General features: G+C 49.2%; 19 protein-coding genes. 14 read left to right on the top strand and 5 right to left on the bottom strand.

Features of this window, described 5'->3' with window-relative positions:
• The first annotated feature begins 47 nt into the window (after nucleotides 1-47).
• Nucleotides 48-518: a tetratricopeptide repeat protein gene (locus H6F68_RS24265; RefSeq protein WP_190553270.1), complete on the top strand. Its 471-nt coding sequence runs from the start codon at nucleotides 48-50 to the stop codon at nucleotides 516-518.
• Nucleotides 519-654: 136 nt separating this feature from the next.
• On the opposite strand, the gene H6F68_RS24260 is transcribed toward H6F68_RS24265, so the two are convergent.
• Together H6F68_RS24260 and H6F68_RS24255 are read right to left on the bottom strand one after the other, a co-directional pair.
• Nucleotides 655-1434 (bottom strand): photosystem II S4 domain protein, encoded by a 780-nt coding sequence (locus H6F68_RS24260; RefSeq protein ID WP_190435524.1) that lies wholly within the window; start codon nucleotides 1432-1434, stop codon nucleotides 655-657.
• Between the two features lie 47 nt (nucleotides 1435-1481).
• Nucleotides 1482-2342 (bottom strand): DUF1206 domain-containing protein, encoded by an 861-nt coding sequence (locus H6F68_RS24255; protein ID WP_190435521.1) that lies wholly within the window; start codon nucleotides 2340-2342, stop codon nucleotides 1482-1484.
• A gap of 194 nt (nucleotides 2343-2536) precedes the next feature.
• Between H6F68_RS24255 and H6F68_RS24250 the strand changes: the two genes are divergently transcribed.
• Nucleotides 2537-3151 carry a DedA family protein gene (locus H6F68_RS24250; protein ID WP_190563006.1) on the top strand — a complete coding sequence of 205 codons (615 nt, stop codon included), beginning with the start codon at nucleotides 2537-2539 and terminating at the stop codon, nucleotides 3149-3151.
• Nucleotides 3148-4380 carry a class I SAM-dependent methyltransferase gene (locus H6F68_RS24245; protein ID WP_190563004.1) on the top strand — a complete coding sequence of 411 codons (1233 nt, stop codon included), beginning with the start codon at nucleotides 3148-3150 and terminating at the stop codon, nucleotides 4378-4380. The genes H6F68_RS24250 and H6F68_RS24245 overlap by 4 nt, the downstream gene beginning before the upstream one ends.
• A 48-nt stretch (nucleotides 4381-4428) precedes the next feature.
• On the opposite strand, the gene H6F68_RS24240 is transcribed toward H6F68_RS24245, so the two are convergent.
• Nucleotides 4429-4935, bottom strand: coding sequence for a hypothetical protein (locus tag H6F68_RS24240; protein WP_190553265.1), 507 nt, complete (start codon nucleotides 4933-4935; stop codon nucleotides 4429-4431).
• A gap of 321 nt (nucleotides 4936-5256) precedes the next feature.
• Here H6F68_RS24240 and H6F68_RS24235 point away from each other — a divergent pair, with 321 nt between their 5' ends.
• From H6F68_RS24235 to H6F68_RS29480, 4 genes are all read left to right on the top strand, one after another.
• On the top strand, nucleotides 5257-6120 hold the full coding sequence (locus H6F68_RS24235; RefSeq protein WP_199295942.1) for a hypothetical protein: 864 nt from the start codon (nucleotides 5257-5259) through the stop codon (nucleotides 6118-6120).
• Nucleotides 6121-6279: 159 nt separating this feature from the next.
• Nucleotides 6280-7593, top strand: a complete 1314-nt coding sequence (locus tag H6F68_RS24230; protein WP_190563002.1) for a hypothetical protein — start codon at nucleotides 6280-6282, stop codon at nucleotides 7591-7593.
• A gap of 260 nt (nucleotides 7594-7853) precedes the next feature.
• A complete protein-coding gene (locus H6F68_RS29485; protein ID WP_277876157.1) occupies nucleotides 7854-7988 on the top strand; it encodes a hypothetical protein in 135 nt (44 codons plus the stop codon).
• A 277-nt stretch (nucleotides 7989-8265) separates the two neighbouring features.
• A complete protein-coding gene (locus tag H6F68_RS29480) occupies nucleotides 8266-9153 on the top strand; it encodes an acyltransferase (RefSeq protein WP_190563000.1) in 888 nt (295 codons plus the stop codon).
• A gap of 105 nt (nucleotides 9154-9258) precedes the next feature.
• On the opposite strand, the gene H6F68_RS24220 is transcribed toward H6F68_RS29480, so the two are convergent.
• Together H6F68_RS24220 and H6F68_RS29875 are read right to left on the bottom strand one after the other, a co-directional pair.
• A complete protein-coding gene (locus H6F68_RS24220) occupies nucleotides 9259-10449 on the bottom strand; it encodes a SpoIID/LytB domain-containing protein (RefSeq protein ID WP_190562997.1) in 1191 nt (396 codons plus the stop codon).
• Nucleotides 10450-10765: 316 nt separating this feature from the next.
• Nucleotides 10766-10903 (bottom strand): protease complex subunit PrcB family protein, encoded by a 138-nt coding sequence (locus H6F68_RS29875; RefSeq protein WP_399315108.1) that lies wholly within the window; start codon nucleotides 10901-10903, stop codon nucleotides 10766-10768.
• A 303-nt stretch (nucleotides 10904-11206) separates the two neighbouring features.
• On the opposite strand from H6F68_RS29875, the gene H6F68_RS24215 reads away from it, so the two are divergent.
• The 7 genes from H6F68_RS24215 (at nucleotide 11207) to H6F68_RS24185 (ending at nucleotide 20257) form a co-directional block, all read left to right on the top strand.
• A complete protein-coding gene (locus H6F68_RS24215) occupies nucleotides 11207-13294 on the top strand; it encodes a PAS domain-containing sensor histidine kinase (RefSeq protein ID WP_190562995.1) in 2088 nt (695 codons plus the stop codon).
• 29 nt (nucleotides 13295-13323) lie between these two features.
• Nucleotides 13324-13770, top strand: coding sequence for a response regulator (locus H6F68_RS24210; RefSeq protein WP_190553258.1), 447 nt, complete (start codon nucleotides 13324-13326; stop codon nucleotides 13768-13770).
• Nucleotides 13771-13787: 17 nt separating this feature from the next.
• Nucleotides 13788-15299, top strand: coding sequence for an ATP-binding protein (locus H6F68_RS24205; protein ID WP_190562993.1), 1512 nt, complete (start codon nucleotides 13788-13790; stop codon nucleotides 15297-15299).
• Between the two features lie 153 nt (nucleotides 15300-15452).
• Complete coding sequence (locus H6F68_RS24200; RefSeq protein ID WP_190562991.1) at nucleotides 15453-16514, top strand: mannose-1-phosphate guanylyltransferase; 1062 nt, start codon at nucleotides 15453-15455, stop codon at nucleotides 16512-16514.
• 194 nt (nucleotides 16515-16708) lie between these two features.
• Entirely contained in the window at nucleotides 16709-18358 is a 1650-nt protein-coding gene (locus H6F68_RS24195; RefSeq protein ID WP_190435482.1) for an AarF/ABC1/UbiB kinase family protein, read from the top strand.
• A gap of 57 nt (nucleotides 18359-18415) precedes the next feature.
• Nucleotides 18416-19360, top strand: a complete 945-nt coding sequence (locus H6F68_RS24190) for an NADP-dependent oxidoreductase (protein WP_199300308.1) — start codon at nucleotides 18416-18418, stop codon at nucleotides 19358-19360.
• A 312-nt stretch (nucleotides 19361-19672) separates the two neighbouring features.
• Nucleotides 19673-20257, top strand: coding sequence for a leucine-rich repeat domain-containing protein (locus H6F68_RS24185; protein ID WP_190562989.1), 585 nt, complete (start codon nucleotides 19673-19675; stop codon nucleotides 20255-20257).
• The last annotated feature ends 194 nt before the right edge of the window (nucleotides 20258-20451 follow it).

Raw genomic sequence — 20451 nt, 5'->3', positions numbered from 1 at the left:
TAAGGAAGGAGAAACCTCGCTGATCCTCACGGTAGAGTCATAGTTGCATGGATAACCGATCAATTGAGCGGCTACTTGAAGACCTCAAGCACGCAGACCCAGAGGTGCGTAATCGTGCTACCCAGGAATTGTGGCGACGCTGGTTTGAACAGAAGGGCGTTGCGGGCCTGGAGCAAATTCGGCAGGCACAGATGTTGTTAGAAACCGGAGAAAAACTCAAAGCAGAAGCGGTGCTTACCCAGCTGATTCAGGACTTACCCGACTTTGCCGAAGCGTGGAACCGACGAGCAGTGCTGTACTACGTTCAGGGTAAGTATCGTAAGTCACTAGCCGATTGCCAACAAGTAGTGCAGCTCGACCCGATTCATTTTGGCGCACTTCATGGCATAGGGCTCTGTCATGTGGCGTTGGGTGAATACCGAGAAGCCATTCCTGCCTTTCGTCGCGCCTTAGAAATTCAACCCTATTCAGTCGAGAACCAACGTTTGATTTTAGAATGTAGCGCTAAGTTGAGCTAAGCGATCGCATTGGAACCTAACCCCCAACCCCTTTGAGGGAAGGGGAGCAAGCTTCAAACCCCTCTCCGGAGCGGAGAGGGGTTTGAAGAGAGGTCTAACAAAGGGCCAGCGTGCTTTAAAGAACCATATGCACTATCTACACAAAACGAGTTAGCTGAACTCGGTAGCGATCTTTTTTGGTGACGGCGACTTCGCCAACTTCTAGTCGACCTTTGCCGCGGATTGCTACCAAGTCTCCAGTTTTAAGTTGATGGCTGGCAGAGCTGATCTCCTTCCAGTTCACCCTGACATCTCCGCCGTCGATCAAGTCCACCATTTTGCTGCGAGACATACCGAAGCCTGCCGAGGCGATCGCATCCAGACGCAGTGAAGCTTCTACCGTCGTCAGTTCCTTTTTCTTGGGTTCTCGGATTTTCAGTTCGCTGAGTTCAATCCGCCGAGTTTTTACGGGCACCGATCGCACTTGATTAAGGTGAAGTTCTAGAAACTCCACTAGGTCAGGCACCACGATCGCCTGCGCTCCTCGCTCTCCTAACACAATAATGTCACCCACTTTTTCCCGAACAATGCCTGTGCCTAGCAACGCTCCGAGGAAGTCGCGGTGAGTTGCAGGGTCAAACAAGAAGTTGCCTGCAATGTCGAGAGCGGCTATTTCTACTTGAGTGGCTTCTAGGGGGAGTTCGGCCCGTGCGATCGCCACTCGTTGCCGTTCTGCTTGTGGGTAGCCGCCCCAAGGCAACAACTGGACTTCAGTCAACCGCCCAAATGCTTGCTGCATGTCAGCGAGTTCTGGAGGGGCAAGAAAATCGCTACAGACGACTTCCCAGGTTTTGATCGCCTGGTCGGCTTGGTCAATCACTCGTGCGATCGCGTCTCGATTTTCAATGCCTTTCAATAGGTCTTCGCGTGGCAGCATGCGTTGGCTGTAATTCTAGAGAGCACTTCTGATTTTAAAGGGAGAACTTACTGGATGACCATCTGACGATAGCGAGCCAAGACAAAATTGTAGATACCATAGGCCACCAGTCCTAGGGCTACCAGCCCCAACAACCAAGGACCATAAGGCTGACTCGCCAAAGCTGCCAAAGCTCCTCCCAGACCTCGCACCTCACTGGCATTCGAAGACCGAGCTGCCTGAATCAGGAAAAAACCAATCACGGCAAACACAACGCCTCTGGCAGCTAAGCCGAACCTACCCATGCGAGTGGCCCAGGTTTTTTCATTCTCACTCATTTCGTTCAGTTTCAATTTACGGCGAAACTTGGCGGTGTAGGCTTTATAGAAGTGGTAAAAACCAAAGCCAATAATCGCCGCTCCAATTGTGCCTACCAGCCATTGACCAAAGGGTTGAGCTAAGAGACGAGCCGTCCAATCTTGGGAAGCGCTACTACCACCTCCACTACCACCGGAACCTAGAACTAGCCGAGCCGCTGTCAGGGCCAATCCTGCATAGACAATAGCCGTCCCGACGTAACCGAGTCGCTGGGCAATTCCCTTAGCATCGGTCCCATGATTTTCGGTATCCATCGTTGCTTGGACCAAGCTCCAAAGCACATAACCCAGCAAACCGATCGCCACTAATCCCAATAAAAACTGGCCAAAAGGCTGGTCTAGGATGGTTTGCAGCGCTCCTCGTGAATCTGTGGTTTTGCCACCTGAGCCAAAAGCAGCTTGAGCGGCTAGAATACCGACTAAACCATAAACAATCCCTTTAGCGGTATAGCCGAATCGGGCTAGAGGCTCCACCCACGGTTGAGACGCAACCTGTCTGGCAGCTCGCCCTGCTTGATTACTGGCTCGCTCTACTGAATCGCGCCCTCTCATTGATCTGCGCCTCGCTTGCCGCTGTCTAATTGGTTCTAAACTAGCAGCGATCGCGGCGATCCTCTGTCTTCCGGAAGGTGAGATTTCTCAACAAAGTGTACTTAGTCAACTCAATATACTGTTGCCGATTTGACAGCGATCAGTTGCAGCGCGATCGTAGAGAATGGATGGAAGGCTAGCAAGGCACCCCCTCTATGGAATCATTCAGCTACCTCGGCATCGTATTGTTGACGTTGATCTCCCCGCTTCCGACTGAAGTCATCATGCCGTTAACAGGGTTTATGGCAGCCCAAGGCAAACTGAATCTAGTGTATGCAGTATTAGCGGGAGTCTTAGGTTCTGTAATTGGGGCATTACCTTGGTACTTTGCAGGCAAGTACTTGGGGGAGCCAGGATTGCGGAAGCTGTCCCATCGCTCGGGTGGCTGGATCAAAGTATCGATGGAAGATATTGAGAAGTCTAAATATTGGTTTAAGCATTACGGGGGCCGAGCTGTAGTACTGAGTCGAGCAGTACCAGGCGTACGGACATTTATCTCTGTGCCAGTGGGTATCAGCGGTATGCCTGTGCTCTTATTTCTGTTTTATGTGGTTTTAGGTGCAACGATTTGGGATGCTTTGCTAGCAGGTTCAGGATATGTTTTAGGCGATCGCTACTATTTAGTCAAACAATATCTGGGGCCTGCTTCTAATGTTGTGGTCGCGATTTTGTTGATTGCAGTGGTAGTTCTGCTGTTTAGGCGTAAAATCCGGCGTGCTAATAAATCTAAATCAAGCTTAAGACCAAAAAAATTAGAATCGAAACTATGACAGCTCAGCAACTCAGCCCCAACGGTAGCAACTCTGTTCTTTGCCAGCTCATTGCTCAACAGATAACCAACAGTCCCAATCAGCGAATTACCTTTGCTGACTATATGGAGTTGGCACTCTACCATCCCCAACAAGGTTACTATTCCACCAAAGCGGTCACTATTGGTGCTCAAGGTGATTTTTTTACCTCTCCTCATTTAGGGGCTGATTTTGGCGAATTGCTAGCGGAGCAATTTGTGGATATGTGGCGATCGCTGGGGCAACCCTCTCCTTTTACGTTGGTAGAGATGGGAGCAGGTCAGGGACTCTTAGCCACAGATATTTTGCAGTACCTCCAGCAACAATATCCTGATTTCTTGCAAGCGATTGAATATGTAGTGGTGGAAAAGTCTCCTACACTACGGCTACAACAGCAGCAGCGGTTGCGATCGCAATCTCACCTTACTGCCTCTCTCTCGGTGCGTTGGTGCACCTGGGAAGAGATCCCTCCTGATTCTATTGTGGGTTGCTGTTTTTCCAATGAATTAGTCGATGCATTCCCGGTACATCAAGTGGTACTCACTGAGGGAGAACTACAAGAAGTTTATGTCACCCTCACTTCTAGCCCATCTGCTCCCGACACAATGCAGTTTGCTGAAGTGCTAGGAGAACTCTCAACCCCTCAACTGAGAGAATATTTTGATTGGTTAAATATCCCGCTGCTATCAGGTAATTATCCGGAAGGATATAGAACTGAAGTCAATCTAGCCGCTTTGAGCTGGTTACAAACAGTTGCCGATCGCTTACAGCAAGGCTATCTTCTGACCATTGATTATGGCTATCCAGCGACTCGCTACTATAATCCAGCGCGATCGGAAGGCACTTTGCAGTGCTACTACCAACATAGTTATCACAACAACCCGTATTTCTATGTAGGTTACCAAGATATTACGGCGCATGTGGACTTTACAGCTTTAGAACGCCAAGGCGATCGCTGTGGGTTGCAACAGGTCGGTCTGATTCAGCAAGGCTTATTCTTAATGACGCTGGGCTTAGGTGATCGCATTGCCGCGCTCTCCCACACTGATCTCAGTCAACCTGGGGAGTCTTTGCAAGCTCTGCTCGCTCGGCGGGAAGCATTGCATGCTTTGGCTAGCCCAATGGGGTTAGGTAACTTTAACGTCCTGATTCAAAGTAAGGGGCTAGGGACCTCTGAGCAACAAAAAATCTTAAGGGGTTTGAGTTTGTAAACGAGTATAAAAGTCCCGCAAATGACACCCTGGTATTAGGAACGAGCTTTAGCTGTTGGGTTCTGCTTCCCACTCTACAGAAGTCACTGTTACGGTGCCCGGTTGAGAAAGCGTGCCCTCAAAATTGCCTGTTTGTCCAGGCTGGAGAGTTTCCGGGGTCACATAAGTGAAGCTAGCTGCCGCATCAGTAGTGGGAGCAGCGACTGCATAGTTCACAATCGCGAATCTAACTGGTTTCCCCGTATCATTACGGACTTGGCCCACCACGCGATCGCCGCTGCGCTCAAAACCAAGTACTACTACTTGAGGATTGCTGGGGATAGTAGGAGCCGATCGCTGACACAAATGGCTCAGATCTACTAAACCTTGATTGGTTGTCTGCATGTAGCACAGGGGCGTTCCTGCATCTGCAATCATGCTATTTTGACTAGCTGCATTATTTTGATTAGTTGCTAAGAAGGTTAGCTGTGAACTGGGTCCGGGCAAGGCTGCTGGCGTTTCCAACGGCATCAGTGTCAGTCCAGCCGCGATCGCTAGGTATGAGAATTTCTGCATACAAGTCTTAAGCCAACATTCTCCTTTCTACTTTTCAGGTTTATCAGGCGTCAACCGGGCGATTTTCTAACCGAAGTCAAAAAACATACCAAAAATTCTCTGAATAAATTAAAGATTGTGTAAAAGATTTTGAAGATTCGGTAAATTTTCTAGGCCACCTTCTTCCAACGCTGGGTTAGATTGCACAGGGTCAACGGTTCATTGGTGCATCCTGCCTCGTTTCTACATGGTTCAAGTTTCATCAGTTGGTTGTGCACAACCAAACCAGGTGTAGAAGCGGTGAAACATAACTTCTGACAAAGTTTTTGCTGGAGAATTCCTATGAATCAGCGTTTTCTGTCTGCGTTGCTTGGGCAACGACAACTCAACTTGTCTTCAAAGCAGCCTCATCAGTTACGCAGCGATCTCAACGCTTCGGCACCATCACAGCAAACCCGTCAACTTTCAACCAAGCTTACTGCTTTGGGTCTCACAACACTCCTCGGTGCAAGTAGCAGTATCGGTTTGGCAGGCGTGACTGCCCAAACTGCACAAGCAGCTCCTGTGGCATCAGTGGGTAGAGCTGTGGCTTTCACCTGTACCGACAGCCAAGCGACAATTAAGGCGAAGGGTGGCCCTTCTGTCACCTTCGGTACCACTAGTATTTACATCGGCTATCAACAAGTTTCATCGATCAACAAAAATCCTCGTCTAGTTCGCTTTGACAACGGACAGCGCACTTGGTGTAAAACAGATTACGAAGTCACCAATGACGATGGCACCGGATATGGCTTGATTTGGGATGGCGGGAGTGTGTTGTATGGCGTCTTCAGCTCTACTGGCACTCAAGGTTATTCCAGTCAAGACTTCCGTCGTTTTGCAACAAGTGGTTGGTTAACGAGTTATGGCAAAGGTGGAAGCCGTAAAGTTGCTGTGCTTGCTCGGATTAACCCCTCCACCGGGACCGTTGCCAATGCCACTTTTCTCTCCGGTATGCTCACTAGCGGCGACAGCAACTCCTTAACGGTCACGGGCTTGGCTTGGACGGGTAGCAGTTTGGTGGTCAAAGCCAATTCTTGGTTTGCTCCTCGCCGTAGCGATCGCTCCCGGATGAACTGCCCAGGCTCATCTCCTTTTGTCCAAACCATCACCTTTGCTGCTAATTTAAGCTCGGCCCTCCAATCTACTGCTGTTGGCTGTCAGTAGATTTTATCTACACAAGTGACTTGCTAAGAGCATACGTTGAGACCTAACCTTCAACCCCTTCCCTGTAGGGAAGGGGAGCCAAAGCCTAGCCAGAATCGCTATTCCTGATGCCTATACTGGAAGTAATCACGATTATGGTTTCGCAAGGGAAGGAAGCGGATGGTGCCAAATCCCACGATTATGCAAGCGGTAGAACGACTAGATTACCGCGTTACGGTTGGGGATATCGCGGCTCAGGCAGGGCTAGATATTAATCTGGCTCAGCAGGGGCTTTTAGCCTTGGCATCAGATGCGGGCGGGCACTTGCAAGTCGCCGAGTCTGGTGAAGTCGTTTATCTCTTTCCCAAAAACTTTCGCAATATCCTGCGGAACAAATTCCTCCGCTTGCGCCTGAAGGAATGGTGGGCCAGGGTTTGGCGAGTTCTGTTTTATCTGATTCGCATCTCCTTTGGCATTGTTTTGCTAGCGTCGATTGTTTTAATTGTGGTGGCGATCGCCCTCATCGTCATGGCAATGAATTCTAGCCGAGACAATGACAATGACTCCGGAGGTGGGGGTGGCGTCTTTCTCCCCAATTTTTGGTTTACTCCCGATTTCTTCTGGATCTTTTACCCCAATTATTACGACGATCGCCCCTATGAACGCCGCCGTCGCCGTTCTCGCAATGCCGAAGGAAATCAGTTCAACTTTTTAGAAGCGATCTTTTCCTTCTTATTTGGGGATGGTAATCCCAATGCAGACCTAGAAGAGCGACGCTGGCAGACTATCGGCACTGTGATTCGCAATCATCGAGGTGCAGTGGTCGCTGAGCAAATTTCTCCTTATTTAGATAATGTCGGCCAAGGCTATGGTCACGAGTACGAAGACTTTATGATTCCCGTACTCTCTCGTTTCAATGGGCGGCCCGAAGTGAGCCCGGAAGGCGGGATTGTCTATCATTTTCCCGAATTGCAAACCACCGCTGCTCAAAATCGTCCGCGATCGGTGCCTGCTTATTTAGAAGAAATTCCCTGGCGCTTTAGTGCCGCTGGGTCAGGGCAAATTATCCTGGCGATCGGTCTGGGTGGACTGAACTTGATTGGAGCCTTGGTTCTGGGGAGCTTGCTCGCTGATGGGGCAGCAGCCGCAGAATTAGGTGGCTTGGTTGCCTTTGTCCAGTCGATCTACTGGTTATTACTGGGATATGGTACGGCTTTCTTGGGAGTGCCGTTGGTCCGCTATTTCTGGATTCAGTGGCGCAATAGCAAGCTGGCGATTCGTAATCAAAACCGTCGGCAACGTGCCCTGCGGCTAAACCAAGCTGAACCAGAACTACAGCAGAAGCTGGCTTACGCCGAGCAATTTGCTGCTGAAATGGTGGTAAGTGAAAAGGATTTAGCTTACACCACTGAGACTGACTTGATAGAACAAGAGGTTGAGCGATTGGATCAAATTGACGCAGAATGGCAGCGTCGCCTGAATGAATCTTCCTAGTTGTCTCATCAGCAATCTCCTCAATATTGCCGCTTTCCCCTCTTGATGGGAAAGCGGCTCAGTTTATTTACGTAAACTTTATGAAATTCAGTTTTATAGAGGCTTTGCCTCTCAGCTGATTCACGCAAACTTGATAAAGCTTGATTTTGTCTTAATAGCTTAGTTAGGATGAGCTTTAAGATCCAATCTAAGTCAGATTTGCGACTAGCTGATCTCCTCAGATTCAGGCATCCTCTGCTTGACTTTCACCTCAGTTCGCTATGTTTCTTTTCATGGCCGTAGCTGTAGATCATTGGTTACAACAGAGCCGCTATAGCAATCGAGGCAGCATTTATTTGTTTGCCCCCATGGCTAACTTCAATGTGATGGCTGAAGTTGGTGACACTCCGCCTTAGACGGGCTCAGTGATTAAAGTTTTATTCATGAGTTGGTGAATAACTCATCTGATTTTTAGGGAGAGCAAAGTTCTGATTAGCTCTCTAGCTTCAGCCTTATTTTTATAGTTAGCGATCGCTGAAAATCACCCTAGGCTGAGAGTCAGAACTTAGCTTTTGCTCAATCACCTAAAGTCGCATCAATTTTGACCCTCAACCTTGCCCTAGAGGCTGGCAATTCACCTCACGAATTGTCATGAATCATTGTTTGCATATTTATCTGAAATGAGACTTAGCTATGAACGCCGAAGAGCATCTACCTGTTTTAACTCGATGGTTACGCCATAAAGAATCTCTTGTGATAGCTCCTTTAGAGGGAATACCCTTTGCCTTAGGAATTAAACTCCGCGAATGGCTCTACCGTAATGTTTTGGGCCGCTTAGGGAATGCGGTGCAAATTCAAAAAGACGTTGAATTCAAGGGTACTGCTGGCATTGAAATCGGTGACCGAGTTAACGTCGATCGCGGAGCTGCTTTCAACAATTCGGGCAAAAACAACAAGATTTGTATTGAAGAACAAGTAAAAATCAGACGAAATGTTGAATTGAATAGTTCAGGTCAAAATAATACAATTTTAGTTCGTTGCCGAGCCCGCTTAGGCCGGGGAACTCGCTTAAGTAGTGCTGGTCAAAATAGCCAACTGATCATCGCTGAGCATGCCTGTCTCGATCGCGGTGTTGATATTAAATCTCATGACCACGGCTATGTAGAGATTGGTCAAGAAACCTATATTGGCCCCTACACCTGTATCGCTGGGCCTGGTCACGTCATCATTGGCAAAGACTGCCTTATCGCTTCGCATTCTGGTATTTATGCCAGCAATCATGACTTTGGCAATCCATCACAAAAAATTCGTGATCAAGGCGTGACTGCCAAAGGAATTGTTATAGAAGATGATTGTTGGTTAGGCAGCGGCGTCCGAGTGCTGGATGGAGTGACCATTCATCGCGGTAGCGTAGTTGGGGCAGGTGCAGTAGTCACCAAAGATATTCCTCCTTACTCAGTGGCTGTTGGAGTACCCGCCAAGGCGACCGCCCAGCGTCATCAAATCGACAACTCTCGGTTAAACGAGCTAGTCAGCTATGCAACTTTAGCTTTGGCTCAAGACTTGCAAGATAGACCTTAAAAAAGCTAGAAGTTGGCTTGGTGCTGGCTTCTAGCTCCTAAATCTTAATTTCTGGCTAACTCCCTATGTTCCCGCTAAAGGACGTTCTAGCTCAGGAAAACAGCTCTATTGCACTTGAATTCTGGCGAGGGCGGTGCCTTTGTAGTAATGCAAGACAATTTGTTGATAGTTATAACCACGCTGAGCTAGGTTATGGGCTCCCCATTGGCTCATGCCTAAGCCGTGACCAAAGCCACGACCTGAGATTTGGAATCCTGGTAGCGAACTGCTGCTCTTGGTGCCAGCGGAACCAGAAACGGCAGTAGCAGTAAACAGTGTGCTTCTAAGACCCAAAGCATCCCGGAGGGCACTACCGCTGATGGTGCGGCTTCCAGCATCACCGACCACTTTCATGGTGACAATGCGACCTTGAGGCGTTGTCCGGGCGGGTTGCATGGAGATTACATTTCCCACTCCAGAGATGCGGTTGCTCAGTTCGGAGTTGGAAAAAGTCTTAGTCCATTGGTAAACGGGTGCGCCTTGGTCATAGTCTTGCACGCCACGCAGGTAAGGCAGCGGTTGCTTCCAGACATCTTCCACGTTTTCTGTGTGGCCGCCAGAGGAGGAATGGAACACCGCTTCAATAATGCGACCGCTATGAGTCAAAACCTGACCAGCGGTGGCGTTGACTGCGGCTTGGGTAGTGGAGGTTTCTTTAGCGACTCCTTCATAAACCTGCCATGCTTGTGTATCGCCGACATCGTAAACACTGTTAGCAGAACTTTGCCGTTGATAGAGGGCATAGGAACGAGCCGCGATCGCTTGAGCTTTCAGAGCTTCTTGAGGCCAACTCGGAATCATCTCAGCCGCAACGACGCTGTAGAGATATTGCTCCAAATCCACATAGTTAACAGCAGTGAGACCCTTAGCAGTGGGAACCAAGAACGCCCGTCCGCGATACCAGCGATCGCCAATCCAGACATAGCCACCTTCTGTGGGCTCCACCCAAATCTGACCTGCCTGCCACTGTCCTTGGAGAGATACACCACCCGCACTCAAGGCAGCACTCAAAGATTGACCTGGCGCGAGTTCTCCTAAGGTTTGTCCGCTGCCATCTTTAATCAAAGCTTTTGTAGAGCTACCCACTCCGACCTGCTGCTTGCCTTCTTCAACCGCAACTCGTAAGTCTAGAGCCGCCTGTGCAGGCGCAATCATGGCTAGCCAAATCAGGGCAGATACCCACCATTGACGCCCTCCCAATTGAACCAAATGCCGTAGTCCTTGAATCAGGAAGGCAGGGGTATGTCCAGATGTCATTCCGTAAATCTCCTCACTCCAAACAGTGCGGCTAGATGAGTTGTAACTAGAATAATGATCAGCTTGAGTAATTCGATGCAAACCCTAGTTAATATAAGCTAATTTCTTCAAACTTGGGATAGAGGAAGTGAATAAAAAGCAAGTTAAATTCATCACCACTGTTTGTGAGACTCCATCTTGAGAGTGAATGTTTCTCGAATTTTCCAAGAAAGCTGCTAACTATTACAAGACTCTGAGATAGTCTTTCCCTGCATACGAATAGGGGCATTGGAAGTGGCTGCTAGAAGAAAAACTGTTGGGGTTGTTGTCTGTTGAGTCACAAAACAATCCGAGCCTGGGATCTTCTCTGTATAATGAACCACCCACTCTTGACTCTGGGGTGTCCCAACTTTTCTATCTGGTCAATTTGTATACTAAAACCACCTGTAGGCCGCGAACCCAAAGTCACTGCGATCGCCTGCTGGCGGGAAAAATCAACGGCAGGCGCAACAGTTTTTTCGGATTTACGGCGGAGGAAGCATTAGAATTCCAAAAATTAGCCCATACTTGCTGATTTCGAAATATTAAAGGCGATCGCGAAACCTAAAATCAATAACCTTACCCATCAACCATCCTTCAAGAAATTTGGCTCTCTTAAAAAGAATGGTATCGGCATAGTGTTGATGCCTCCTACTGATTTTGTGTGAAATTCGCATCCCTTCGCAGTCAACCTGAAGGGAAGCGTTGAGAATAGAAGCAAGCCCCCAGAAAACATGCTATGTCGGAATTTTTTAACGTGTTGCTGGCTTCCAGCGGATTTATGCCTCACGGCCATTGCTACCTCTGGAGATCAGGCTTAGTCGGATTGCATTTAGTTTCAGATGCCCTGATCGCCCTCTCTTATTACTCGATTCCAATCATGTTGGTGTATTTCGTGCATAAGCGCCGAGATATCCCTTTTGACTGGATTTTTTGGATGTTTGGGTTGTTTATTGTTGCTTGTGGCACGACCCACATCATTGACATTTGGACTTTATGGCATCCAGTTTATTGGTTGGCTGGCCTCGTCAAGGCGATCACGGCTTTGGCTTCCGTAGGCACAGCCGCTTCCTTATTTCCCTTACTACCTCAAGCCTTGGCTTTATCCAGCCCCAGTCAACTCGCCGCCGTGAACCTGGCTTTGTCGAATGAAGTGACAGAGCGCAAGCAGGCAGAAGCTTGTGTGCGAACCTTGAATGCTGAGCTAGAGCAACGAGTGGACGAACGGACCGCGACCCTACTGCAATTGAACGAACAGCTCAAAAATGAAATTGCGGAACGCAGCCGAGTTGAAACAGAGTTGCGGCGATCGCTCAAAGAGTTATCGGATATTAAATTTGCCCTAGATAAAGCCGCAATCGTCGCGACAACAGACCACCACGGCACCATCAACTATGTCAATGACAAGTTCTGTGAGCTGTCGAAATACTCTAAAGCCGAGTTGCTAGGCCAAAACCACCGCATTATTAATTCGGGACATCATTCTTTGCTGTTTTTTCAAGTTCTTTGGGCCACGATTAGCAGTGGCAAAGTGTGGCACGGGGAAATTCAGAATCGCGCTAAGGATGGTAGCGACTACTGGGTCGATACGACCATCGTGCCGTTTCTAGACCAGGCGGGTAAACCTTTTCAATATCTGGCAATCCGCTTCGACGTCACCGAGCGCAAACAGGCAGAAATCGCCTTGTGGGAAAGTAAAGAGCGCTTTCGTTTGCTTGTAGAAGGTGTGCAAGACTACGCCATTGTGATGCTGAGTGCTGATGGTCAAGTCGCCAGTTGGAACAGTGGTGCAGAGCGAATTCTGGGTTACCAAGCCCCGGACATCATTGGTCAATCACTATCTCGCTTTTATCCGGATGCCAGCAACTCGCACGCTAAGGCCCAGCAAGAAATACAGCTTGCTACTACAACAGGCCGTTTTGAAGAAGAAGGGTGGCGCATGCGCCAAGATGGGTCACAGTTTTGGGCTCACGTCATCCTCACCGCCCTGCATGACCGCACTGGGCAACTACGGGGATTCTCTAAAGTGACTCACGACATTACCGATCGCAAGCGGGCAGAGCAAGAAATTAAAGCGCTCAATCAGGAACTTGAGCAACGGGTGATGGAGCGCACTACCCAACTGGCAGCCATTAACCAAGAGCTGGAAGCCTTTGCTTACTCGGTGTCGCACGACTTACGGGCTCCCTTGCGGAGTATTGATGGCTTTAGCCAAACGTTGCTAGAGCGCCATGCGGAGCAGCTAGATGCTAAAGGTCAACATTATTTGCAACGAGTCCGGGCAGGCACTCAGCGGATGGGGCAACTGATCGATGATTTGCTGAATCTGTCGCGAGTCACGCGCAGCGAAATGAGTTGGCAACCCGTAGACTTAAGCGCGATCGCCAAATCTATTGCTACCGAGATCCAGCAGGGCCAACCAGAGCGGCAAGTCGAATTTGCGATCGCCCCCGAGCTGATGGCTTATGGTGACACTCAACTGCTAACGATTGTGCTCGACAACTTACTCAGAAACGCCTGGAAGTTTACTTCCAAACATTCTCAAGCCTGGATTGAGTTTGGAGCCTTACCATTAGAAGGAATCACACCTGTTTACTTCGTGCGGGACGATGGCACTGGTTTTGATATGGAGTATGCTCACAAGTTGTTTGGAGCTTTCCAGCGATTGCATGCCATGACCGAATTTCCTGGCACTGGCATTGGCTTAGCCACTGTGCAGCGGATTATTCACCGACATGGAGGCAAGGTGTGGGCTGAGGGAGCCGTAGAGCAGGGAGCTTGCTTTTACTTTACGCTGGCTCCAGAAAGCGATCGCACCTCCCTTTGAGATCTACAGAGCCATCTAAAACGACTGCCATGCTCAAAAAAAGAATATTACTTGTAGAAGACAATCCAGACGATGAAGAGTTAACTTTATTGGCATTTGAAGATTGCCAGATTGCCAACGAAGTCATTGTCAAGCGGGATGGAGCCGAAGCGCTAGATTACTTATTGGGTCAGGGAATCTACAGCGATCGCCATCTGTATCCCATGCCATCCTTAGTTTTGCTGGACTTGAAGCTGCCTAAAATCGATGGTTTGGAAGTGTTGCGCCGTCTTCGCAGTGAGGCTCGTACCAAAGTTTTACCCATCATCATCTTGACAACCTCCAAGGAGGAGCAAGACTTGATTAATAGCTATAGCCTGGGCTGCAACAGTTACATCCGAAAACCCGTGGACTTTAATCAGTTTATGGAGGCGATTCGCCAACTGGGTGTTTATTGGTTACTGATCAATGAAACGCCGCAAATCCGAGAACTTTAATCTGACGGGAGCACATCATGGGTCAGATCTTGCGAGCTTTGATTGTGGAGGATTCTGAAGATGACACAGAGTTGTTGGTGTTGGAATTGGAGCAACAGGGTTACGACCCCATTTACGAGCGGGTAGATACTGCGAAGGCGATGCAGGCCGCTCTGGATCGAGCCACTTGGGATGTGATTATTTGCGACTACTCCATGCCCCAGTTCAGTGCTCCGGCGGCTTTAGCTTTGTTGCAAAGCAGAGACTTGGATATCCCCTTCATTATTGTCTCTGGCACCATTGGTGAAGATATTGCGGTGGCTGCCATGAAAGCGGGGGCACATGATTATTTGATTAAAGGAAATTTGGTGCGGCTAGTGCCTGCGATCGCGCGAGAACTGCGGGAAGCGCAAGAGCGCCAAGCACGGCGGACCGCCCAGAAAGCTTTGCGAGAAAATGAAGAACGCTTTCGGTCACTGATTGAAAATGCCCTCGATCTGATCGTGGTTTTAGCGATTGATGGCACGATTCAATACACTAGTCCTTCCAGTAAAACCTTGTTTGGCTATGAACCAGAGGCGATCGCCGCCACCAATATTTTCAAATACCTGCATCCGGAAGATATCTCTCATGTGCGGCAGACCTTTCAAACTGTGATTGCTCAGCCTGGAGTGACTGCAACGGCGGAATTTCGCTGCCACCATCAAGACGGCTCTTGGCGGCTGTTAGAAGCTAGTGGTAAACATTTTGTTGAGCCCAGCGGCACGACTCGGATTATTGTGAATGCGCGAGACAGCACCGAACGCAGACAAGCTGAGGAGATGCGAAAAGCGCTGGAAACGGAGAAGGAACTTAGTGAATTACGCTCTCGGTTCTATTCCATGATGTCTCATGAATTTCGTAGCCCCCTCACCGCCATTCAAATGACCGCCCAACTGATGCGAGATCATTCTCAGGCTTTTGAGGTAAATAAGCAGAAAGAATGTTTTCAACGAATTCTGAACGCGACGAAACGCCTAGGGCATTTAGTGGATGATGTTTTAGTCATCGGCAAAGCTGAATCTGGTAAGTTTCAATTCGCACCCGTCCCTCTAGATTTGAGCGCCTTTTGTCAAGAATTAATCACGGAGTTTCAACTAACCAGTGGCAAGGAGCATCAAATTGTTTTTAGTTACGAGGGAGATGGCTCAGATGCGGAGATAGATGAGGAGATATTGCGCCATGTCCTGAGCAACTTGCTCGCTAATGCCATCAAATACTCGCCTGCAAACACCAAGATTCAGTTTGAGTTGCACCAAAAGCGTGATGTCGCCATCATCCAAGTTCAAGATCAAGGAATAGGTATCCCTCCTGAAGATTTACCCCACTTGTTTGAACCTTTTCATCGTGCCAGTAATGTGGATCGGATTCCAGGGACAGGTCTAGGTTTAGCGATCGCCAAAAAATTTACGGAGTTGCAAGGTGGCACCATTACAGCTACCAGTGAGCTGGGTGTAGGTACCAACTTTATCGTCACCCTCCCACGCCAAGCCCCAATTGTGAGGAATTGAAGAATTTTGCGATCAATAGAGTTTATCCCTAGTTCTGTTTCACAACTTAGACTATGTTGGCAGTATCACTCATTCTGATAGCGGAACTCTCATTTCTTCGTTGTCAGCTTTGCGGTGAAACGTAGACTGTTAATCCAGAAACTAATCTAAGCAATGAGCAATTCCCTCATCCCCGTGATTCTGGCTGGTGGCAAAGGTGAACGCTTCTGGCCCCTAAGCCGCAAGCTACGACCCAAGCAATTTCTGAGTTTAGATGGTAGTGGTAAAAGCCTGTTGCAAGCCACAGCCGATCGCTTGTTGCCTTTAGCTGGAGGTTGGGAAAATCTCTGGGTGGTTACTGCTTCCCACTTAGCGGATGGGGTGAAGGAACAACTTCCCGATCTCCCCCTAGAAAACTTGTTGGTAGAGTCGGAAGGTCGCGATACTGCCCCTGCGGTTGCCTGGAGCACCTTGGAAATCGCTCGGCGCTATGGAGAAGATGCCGTGGTTGGCTTCTTTCCGGCTGATCACTGGATTGATGATCAAGCTATGTTTGAACAAACACTGAGCGCGGCTACGGAACTCGCAACGCAACAAGAAGCGATCGTGACTTTAGGGATTAAACCCAATGCTCCTTCCACCGGGTACGGCTACATTGAGCAGGGAGAACCTGTGGGCAGCTATACAGGCTTTCCCGCTTACCGAGTCGATCGCTTTACAGAAAAGCCCGATCGCGAAACCGCAGAAACGTTTCTCGCTAGTGGTCGCTTCAGTTGGAACAGCGGCATGTTTGTCTTCCGCGCAGGAGTGACCCTAAATGAACTCCGAGTGCATGCCCCAGAGCTGATGCACCAGCTAGAACAACAAGGCCCCAGCGCTTATCCTCAGTTGCCCAAAAAGAGCATTGACTATGCGCTGATGGAGAAGACCCAAAAGGCTTATGTTTTACCCGTGGGGTTTGGTTGGGATGATTTAGGCGATTGGACGGCGATCGAGCGCTTACTCAAAGGAGATAATGCGAACGTCGAGTTGGCGACCCATGTAGGTCTTGACACTCAGGGAGCCATTCTTTACGCCAGCAATACTGAAGATGTGATCGTCACGATTGGTCTGGAAGATGTGGTGGTGGTGCGAGATGGCAACGTCACCTTAATTGTCAAAAAAGACCGCACCCAGGAAATTAAGCAAGCTCTAGGTCAGCTACGCGATCGCCCCGATCTAGAACACCTACTCTAGAACATCTACTTTAGACCTTGCCTGCTGGAATCTCTCCCTTGGGGGACTTGGCGAACTGAGGCGTTAGGCGTTAGAAGAGAGTCAGTGAACGCAGCAGTGCCATTGTAGTGCCATTAATAGGGTTTCTAGCTCTGGCTATGAGCGATCGCGGCTCACTGACTCATGCCCCCTGACCTCACCCCCTAGGAAGTCCCGTGTTTTTAGCGCAAACCAGCTCCCGTCAGCGAGAAATTATTGAAGTAGTCCTCCGCAACGGCTGGGACTTCATGCGGCGCTTGCTGACCGGAGGCAAGGCGGATGAGCCAAAATTGCCACCTCCTGCCGTCCTGCGGAATATTTTGGTGGATTTAGGCCCTGTTTATGTCAAGCTTGGTCAGCTCCTCAGCACTCGCCCCGACTTGCTCCCCGCTGAGTACATTGAGGAACTCTCTACCCTGCAAGACGAAGTGCCTCCCGTTGCTTGGCCCGCAATTGAAATGGTGATTCGGCAAGCCATCCGCAGGCCGCTAGATGAAGTGTTTGCCACCATTGATGCAGTCCCCGTCGCTGCGGGTTCGATCGCCCAAACCCATCATGCGACGTTGATCGATGGCCGGGAAGTGGCTCTCAAAGTCCAGCGTCCTGGTTTGGAAGCGGTAATTAGACAAGATATTGCCTTGATTCGGGGCATGGCAGACTTGGCCGCTCGTACCGAGTTGGGTAAAGAGTACGACATTGTGGCGATCGCCGAAGAATTCACCAATGCACTACAAGCAGAATTGGATTTCTGCCAGGAAGCCAGCTACACCGACCAACTGCGCCGCAACCTCTCCAAGAGCCGCTGGTTTGATCCTGCTCGCCTCGTGATTCCAGAGATTAACTGGGACTTAACCACAGAGAAGCTACTGGTGATGCAGTGGCTAGATGGTGTACCCTTGCTGTCTGCCGAGATTCGCCCCAGCGCGGATACAATCATTCCTGAAGAGGAACGACGACAAATTACGGTTTTGTTGTTTCGCGTATTCTTCCAGCAACTCTATATTGATGGCTTCTTTCACGCCGATCCTCACCCCGGGAATCTGTTTTATCTCAAAGATGGCCGAGTCGCGATTTTAGACTGCGGCATGATGGGACGCTTAGATCCACGCACCCAGCAGATTTTGACCGAGATGATCTTGGCGATTTCGGATATGGATTCCCAGCGGTGTGTGCAACTCACCATCCAACTAGGGACTTCCGGACAGAGCGGAGTGAATATGGCCCGCTTGGAAACCGACTACGATCGCATGTTGCGGAAGTATGCCAATGTCAATCTCTCAGAAATCAACTTCAGTCAAGTGTTCTACGAGATTCTGCAAACCGCCCGTAACAATAAAGTCCGTTTCCCTAGCAACCTAGGGCTGTATGCCAAAGCGCTCGCCAATCTGGAGGGAGTCGCTAGGCAATTTGATCCAGAAATCAATTTGCTAGAACAAATTAAACCGTTGATTACCGATCTGTTTCGACGACAGTTAATTGGTGATCAACCGCTGCAAGCTTTACTCCGCACCGCTCTAGATATTAAGAGCCTCTCCCTGCAATCTCCGCGCCAAATTGAACTGCTGCTCGATCGCGTCACTTCCGAAACCCTAAAGTGGAATTTGACTATCCGTGATCTCGACCCTCTGCGTCGCAGCATGGATGACTCCGCCAACCGTCTCTCTTTTAGTATCCTTGTGGGTTGCCTGACGATTGGGGCAGCGATCATCTCCTCCAATGCCCCCACAGGTAGCCTCTCTCAACTCAGCATTGGTTTATTCGTCGTTGCCAGTTTTCTGGGGCTTTGGCTCGTCGTTAGTATCCTAAGGTCAGGCAGATTGCGGTAGGCGATCGCACCACAAGGCCAGGCTCGCTTACACTCAAAAAAATATCTGCGAAAAGTGATGACAAGCATGAAAGCAGTCCGAATTCACGCTTATGGTGGTCCAGAGGTTTTGGCCTATGAGGATGTCTCGGTGCCTGCGATCGCTGAGGATGACGTACTGATTCGGGTTCATGCTGCTGCTATCAATCCGGTAGATTGGAAGGTTCGCGAAGGGTATCTGCAAGGCTTTATCGATTATGACTTGCCCTTAACTTTGGGTTGGGATGTCTCTGGGGTTGTAGAAGCAGTTGGCGAGAACGTGACCACCTTCAAACCAGGGGATGAAGTCTACTCGCGCCCTGATATCAAACGAGATGGTGCTTATGCAGAGTACATTGCTGTCAAAGCCTCGGAGGTTGCGTTCAAACCCAAAACTGTTGATCACATTCATGCAGCGGCTGTGCCTCTCGCTGGAATTACAGCCTGGCACTGTCTGTTTGAAGCGGCTGGGTTAACGGCTGGACAGCGAGTTTTAATTCATGCAGCGGCAGGTGGAGTGGGCAGCTATGCAGTTCAGTTTGCTCGCTGGAAAAGGGCACATGTGATTGGCACTGCTTCGGCTCGGAATCAAGACTTTTTGTTCCAGTTGGGAGCGGATGAAATCATTGATTACCAAACTACTCAGTTTGAGGATGTTGTCGAACCTGTGGATGTCGTGTTCGACACGGTTGGAGGCGAGGTGCAAGAGCGTTCTTGGCAAGTAGTCAAGCCAGGCGGCATGCTAGTTTCGGTCATTTCTCCTCCACCTGAGGAAAAAGCTGCGACTCACCAGTGTCGGAGTGCTTATGTTTTCATCCAACCCAGAGCTGATTGGCTGAGCGAAATAGCACAATTGATTGATTCGGGGCAGGTAAAGCCCATTATTGAGACAGTGCTACCTCTGAGCCAAGCGGCTGAAGCGCATAAGCTAAGCCAAAGTGGGCATACACGCGGCAAAATCGTGTTGCAGGTATCCACAGCTTGATCGTTAGCGCTTCTAGCACTCCGGGAATAATACAGCTACAAATTCAGCCTATAGCTATTTCGCTACTGTTTATTCTCAAGAACTTTCTATCAATTAGCTGAACAAAACAGCATTACGGCTGAATCAAAATCATTGGGTTTTGAATAGAAAAGATTCAGCCTTGAATGATCCACAGTCATCGACCATACTTTGAGCTTTGCGCGGAAATCTAAAACATTAATTTGTCATTTCTGCTACATCATCGCTGCAATGAGACCCTGGCATTCTCTCAAAGCTTTGTCAGACTAGAAACACTACCTGGAGAGACAAGGCATGACGAGAGAGGAGTTGCTAGCACTAATCGATCAAACAGCCGAAGAAAGTTGGAAGGAGCTAGACCTGTCGGGCAAGAAATTAACAGAACTGCCTGGTGAAATTGGCAAGCTAACGCAGCTTGAGACGCTGATTTTGGGCAAGTGGGAAAGAGAGAAGAAGGGATCGCAAGGTCGTGAAGGTTTTGAGTACGTAGAAGGTAAGTGGGTGCCACTCGTCTCAGGTAATCAGTTGAAATCATTACCGCCCGAATTGGCAAACTTGAACAACCTATGTATGCTGGATTTAAGTGGAAATCACTTTGAGGAATTTCCAGACGTGGTGGCTCAACTGCCTGCTTTAGAGCAACTCACGCTGACATGGGGAGAACTGAAGGAGTTACCCAAGACGATCGGACAACTGACGAATCTGACTACGCTTCACCTCTTTGAAAACCAGCTCACACAAGTTCCAGAAGCGATCGGACAACTGACGAATCTGACTACGCTTCATCTTTCTAACAACCAGCTCACACAAGTTCCAGAAGCGATCGGACAACTGACGAATCTGAGTGCGCTTCATCTTTCGGCGTTGCTGAAAGAGTAATGCTGGCTTTGGCACAATGAAGGTATGAAATGTCCTCAATGTCACTCCACTCACACGGCTAAAAACGGTCACCGTCGCGGAAGACAGTGCTATCAGTGCAAGCAGTGTGGTCGCCAATTTCTCGAGTCTTACCGTCCTTGGGCTTACTCCGATGACATCAAGCAACTGTGCATCAAAATGTATCTCAATGGCAT

Source organism: Trichocoleus sp. FACHB-262 (assembly GCF_014696035.1).
GTDB lineage: Bacteria > Cyanobacteriota > Cyanobacteriia > FACHB-46 > FACHB-46 > Trichocoleus.
Note: the sequence above shows the minus strand (reverse complement) of the source record. Positions and strands in the feature narration are given on the sequence as shown.

Coding starts and splice junctions, on each gene's coding strand:
- H6F68_RS24265 (WP_190553270.1), top strand. CDS start 48: ATGGATAACCGATCAATTGAGCGGCTACTTGAAGACCTCAAGCACGCA.
- H6F68_RS24260 (WP_190435524.1), bottom strand. CDS start 1,434: ATGCTGCCACGCGAAGACCTATTGAAAGGCATTGAAAATCGAGACGCG.
- H6F68_RS24255 (WP_190435521.1), bottom strand. CDS start 2,342: ATGAGAGGGCGCGATTCAGTAGAGCGAGCCAGTAATCAAGCAGGGCGA.
- H6F68_RS24250 (WP_190563006.1), top strand. CDS start 2,537: ATGGAATCATTCAGCTACCTCGGCATCGTATTGTTGACGTTGATCTCC.
- H6F68_RS24245 (WP_190563004.1), top strand. CDS start 3,148: ATGACAGCTCAGCAACTCAGCCCCAACGGTAGCAACTCTGTTCTTTGC.
- H6F68_RS24240 (WP_190553265.1), bottom strand. CDS start 4,935: ATGCAGAAATTCTCATACCTAGCGATCGCGGCTGGACTGACACTGATG.
- H6F68_RS24235 (WP_199295942.1), top strand. CDS start 5,257: ATGAATCAGCGTTTTCTGTCTGCGTTGCTTGGGCAACGACAACTCAAC.
- H6F68_RS24230 (WP_190563002.1), top strand. CDS start 6,280: ATGGTGCCAAATCCCACGATTATGCAAGCGGTAGAACGACTAGATTAC.
- H6F68_RS29485 (WP_277876157.1), top strand. CDS start 7,854: ATGTTTCTTTTCATGGCCGTAGCTGTAGATCATTGGTTACAACAGAGC.
- H6F68_RS29480 (WP_190563000.1), top strand. CDS start 8,266: ATGAACGCCGAAGAGCATCTACCTGTTTTAACTCGATGGTTACGCCAT.
- H6F68_RS24220 (WP_190562997.1), bottom strand. CDS start 10,449: ATGACATCTGGACATACCCCTGCCTTCCTGATTCAAGGACTACGGCAT.
- H6F68_RS24215 (WP_190562995.1), top strand. CDS start 11,207: ATGTCGGAATTTTTTAACGTGTTGCTGGCTTCCAGCGGATTTATGCCT.
- H6F68_RS24210 (WP_190553258.1), top strand. CDS start 13,324: ATGCTCAAAAAAAGAATATTACTTGTAGAAGACAATCCAGACGATGAA.
- H6F68_RS24205 (WP_190562993.1), top strand. CDS start 13,788: ATGGGTCAGATCTTGCGAGCTTTGATTGTGGAGGATTCTGAAGATGAC.
- H6F68_RS24200 (WP_190562991.1), top strand. CDS start 15,453: ATGAGCAATTCCCTCATCCCCGTGATTCTGGCTGGTGGCAAAGGTGAA.
- H6F68_RS24190 (WP_199300308.1), top strand. CDS start 18,416: ATGACAAGCATGAAAGCAGTCCGAATTCACGCTTATGGTGGTCCAGAG.
- H6F68_RS24185 (WP_190562989.1), top strand. CDS start 19,673: ATGACGAGAGAGGAGTTGCTAGCACTAATCGATCAAACAGCCGAAGAA.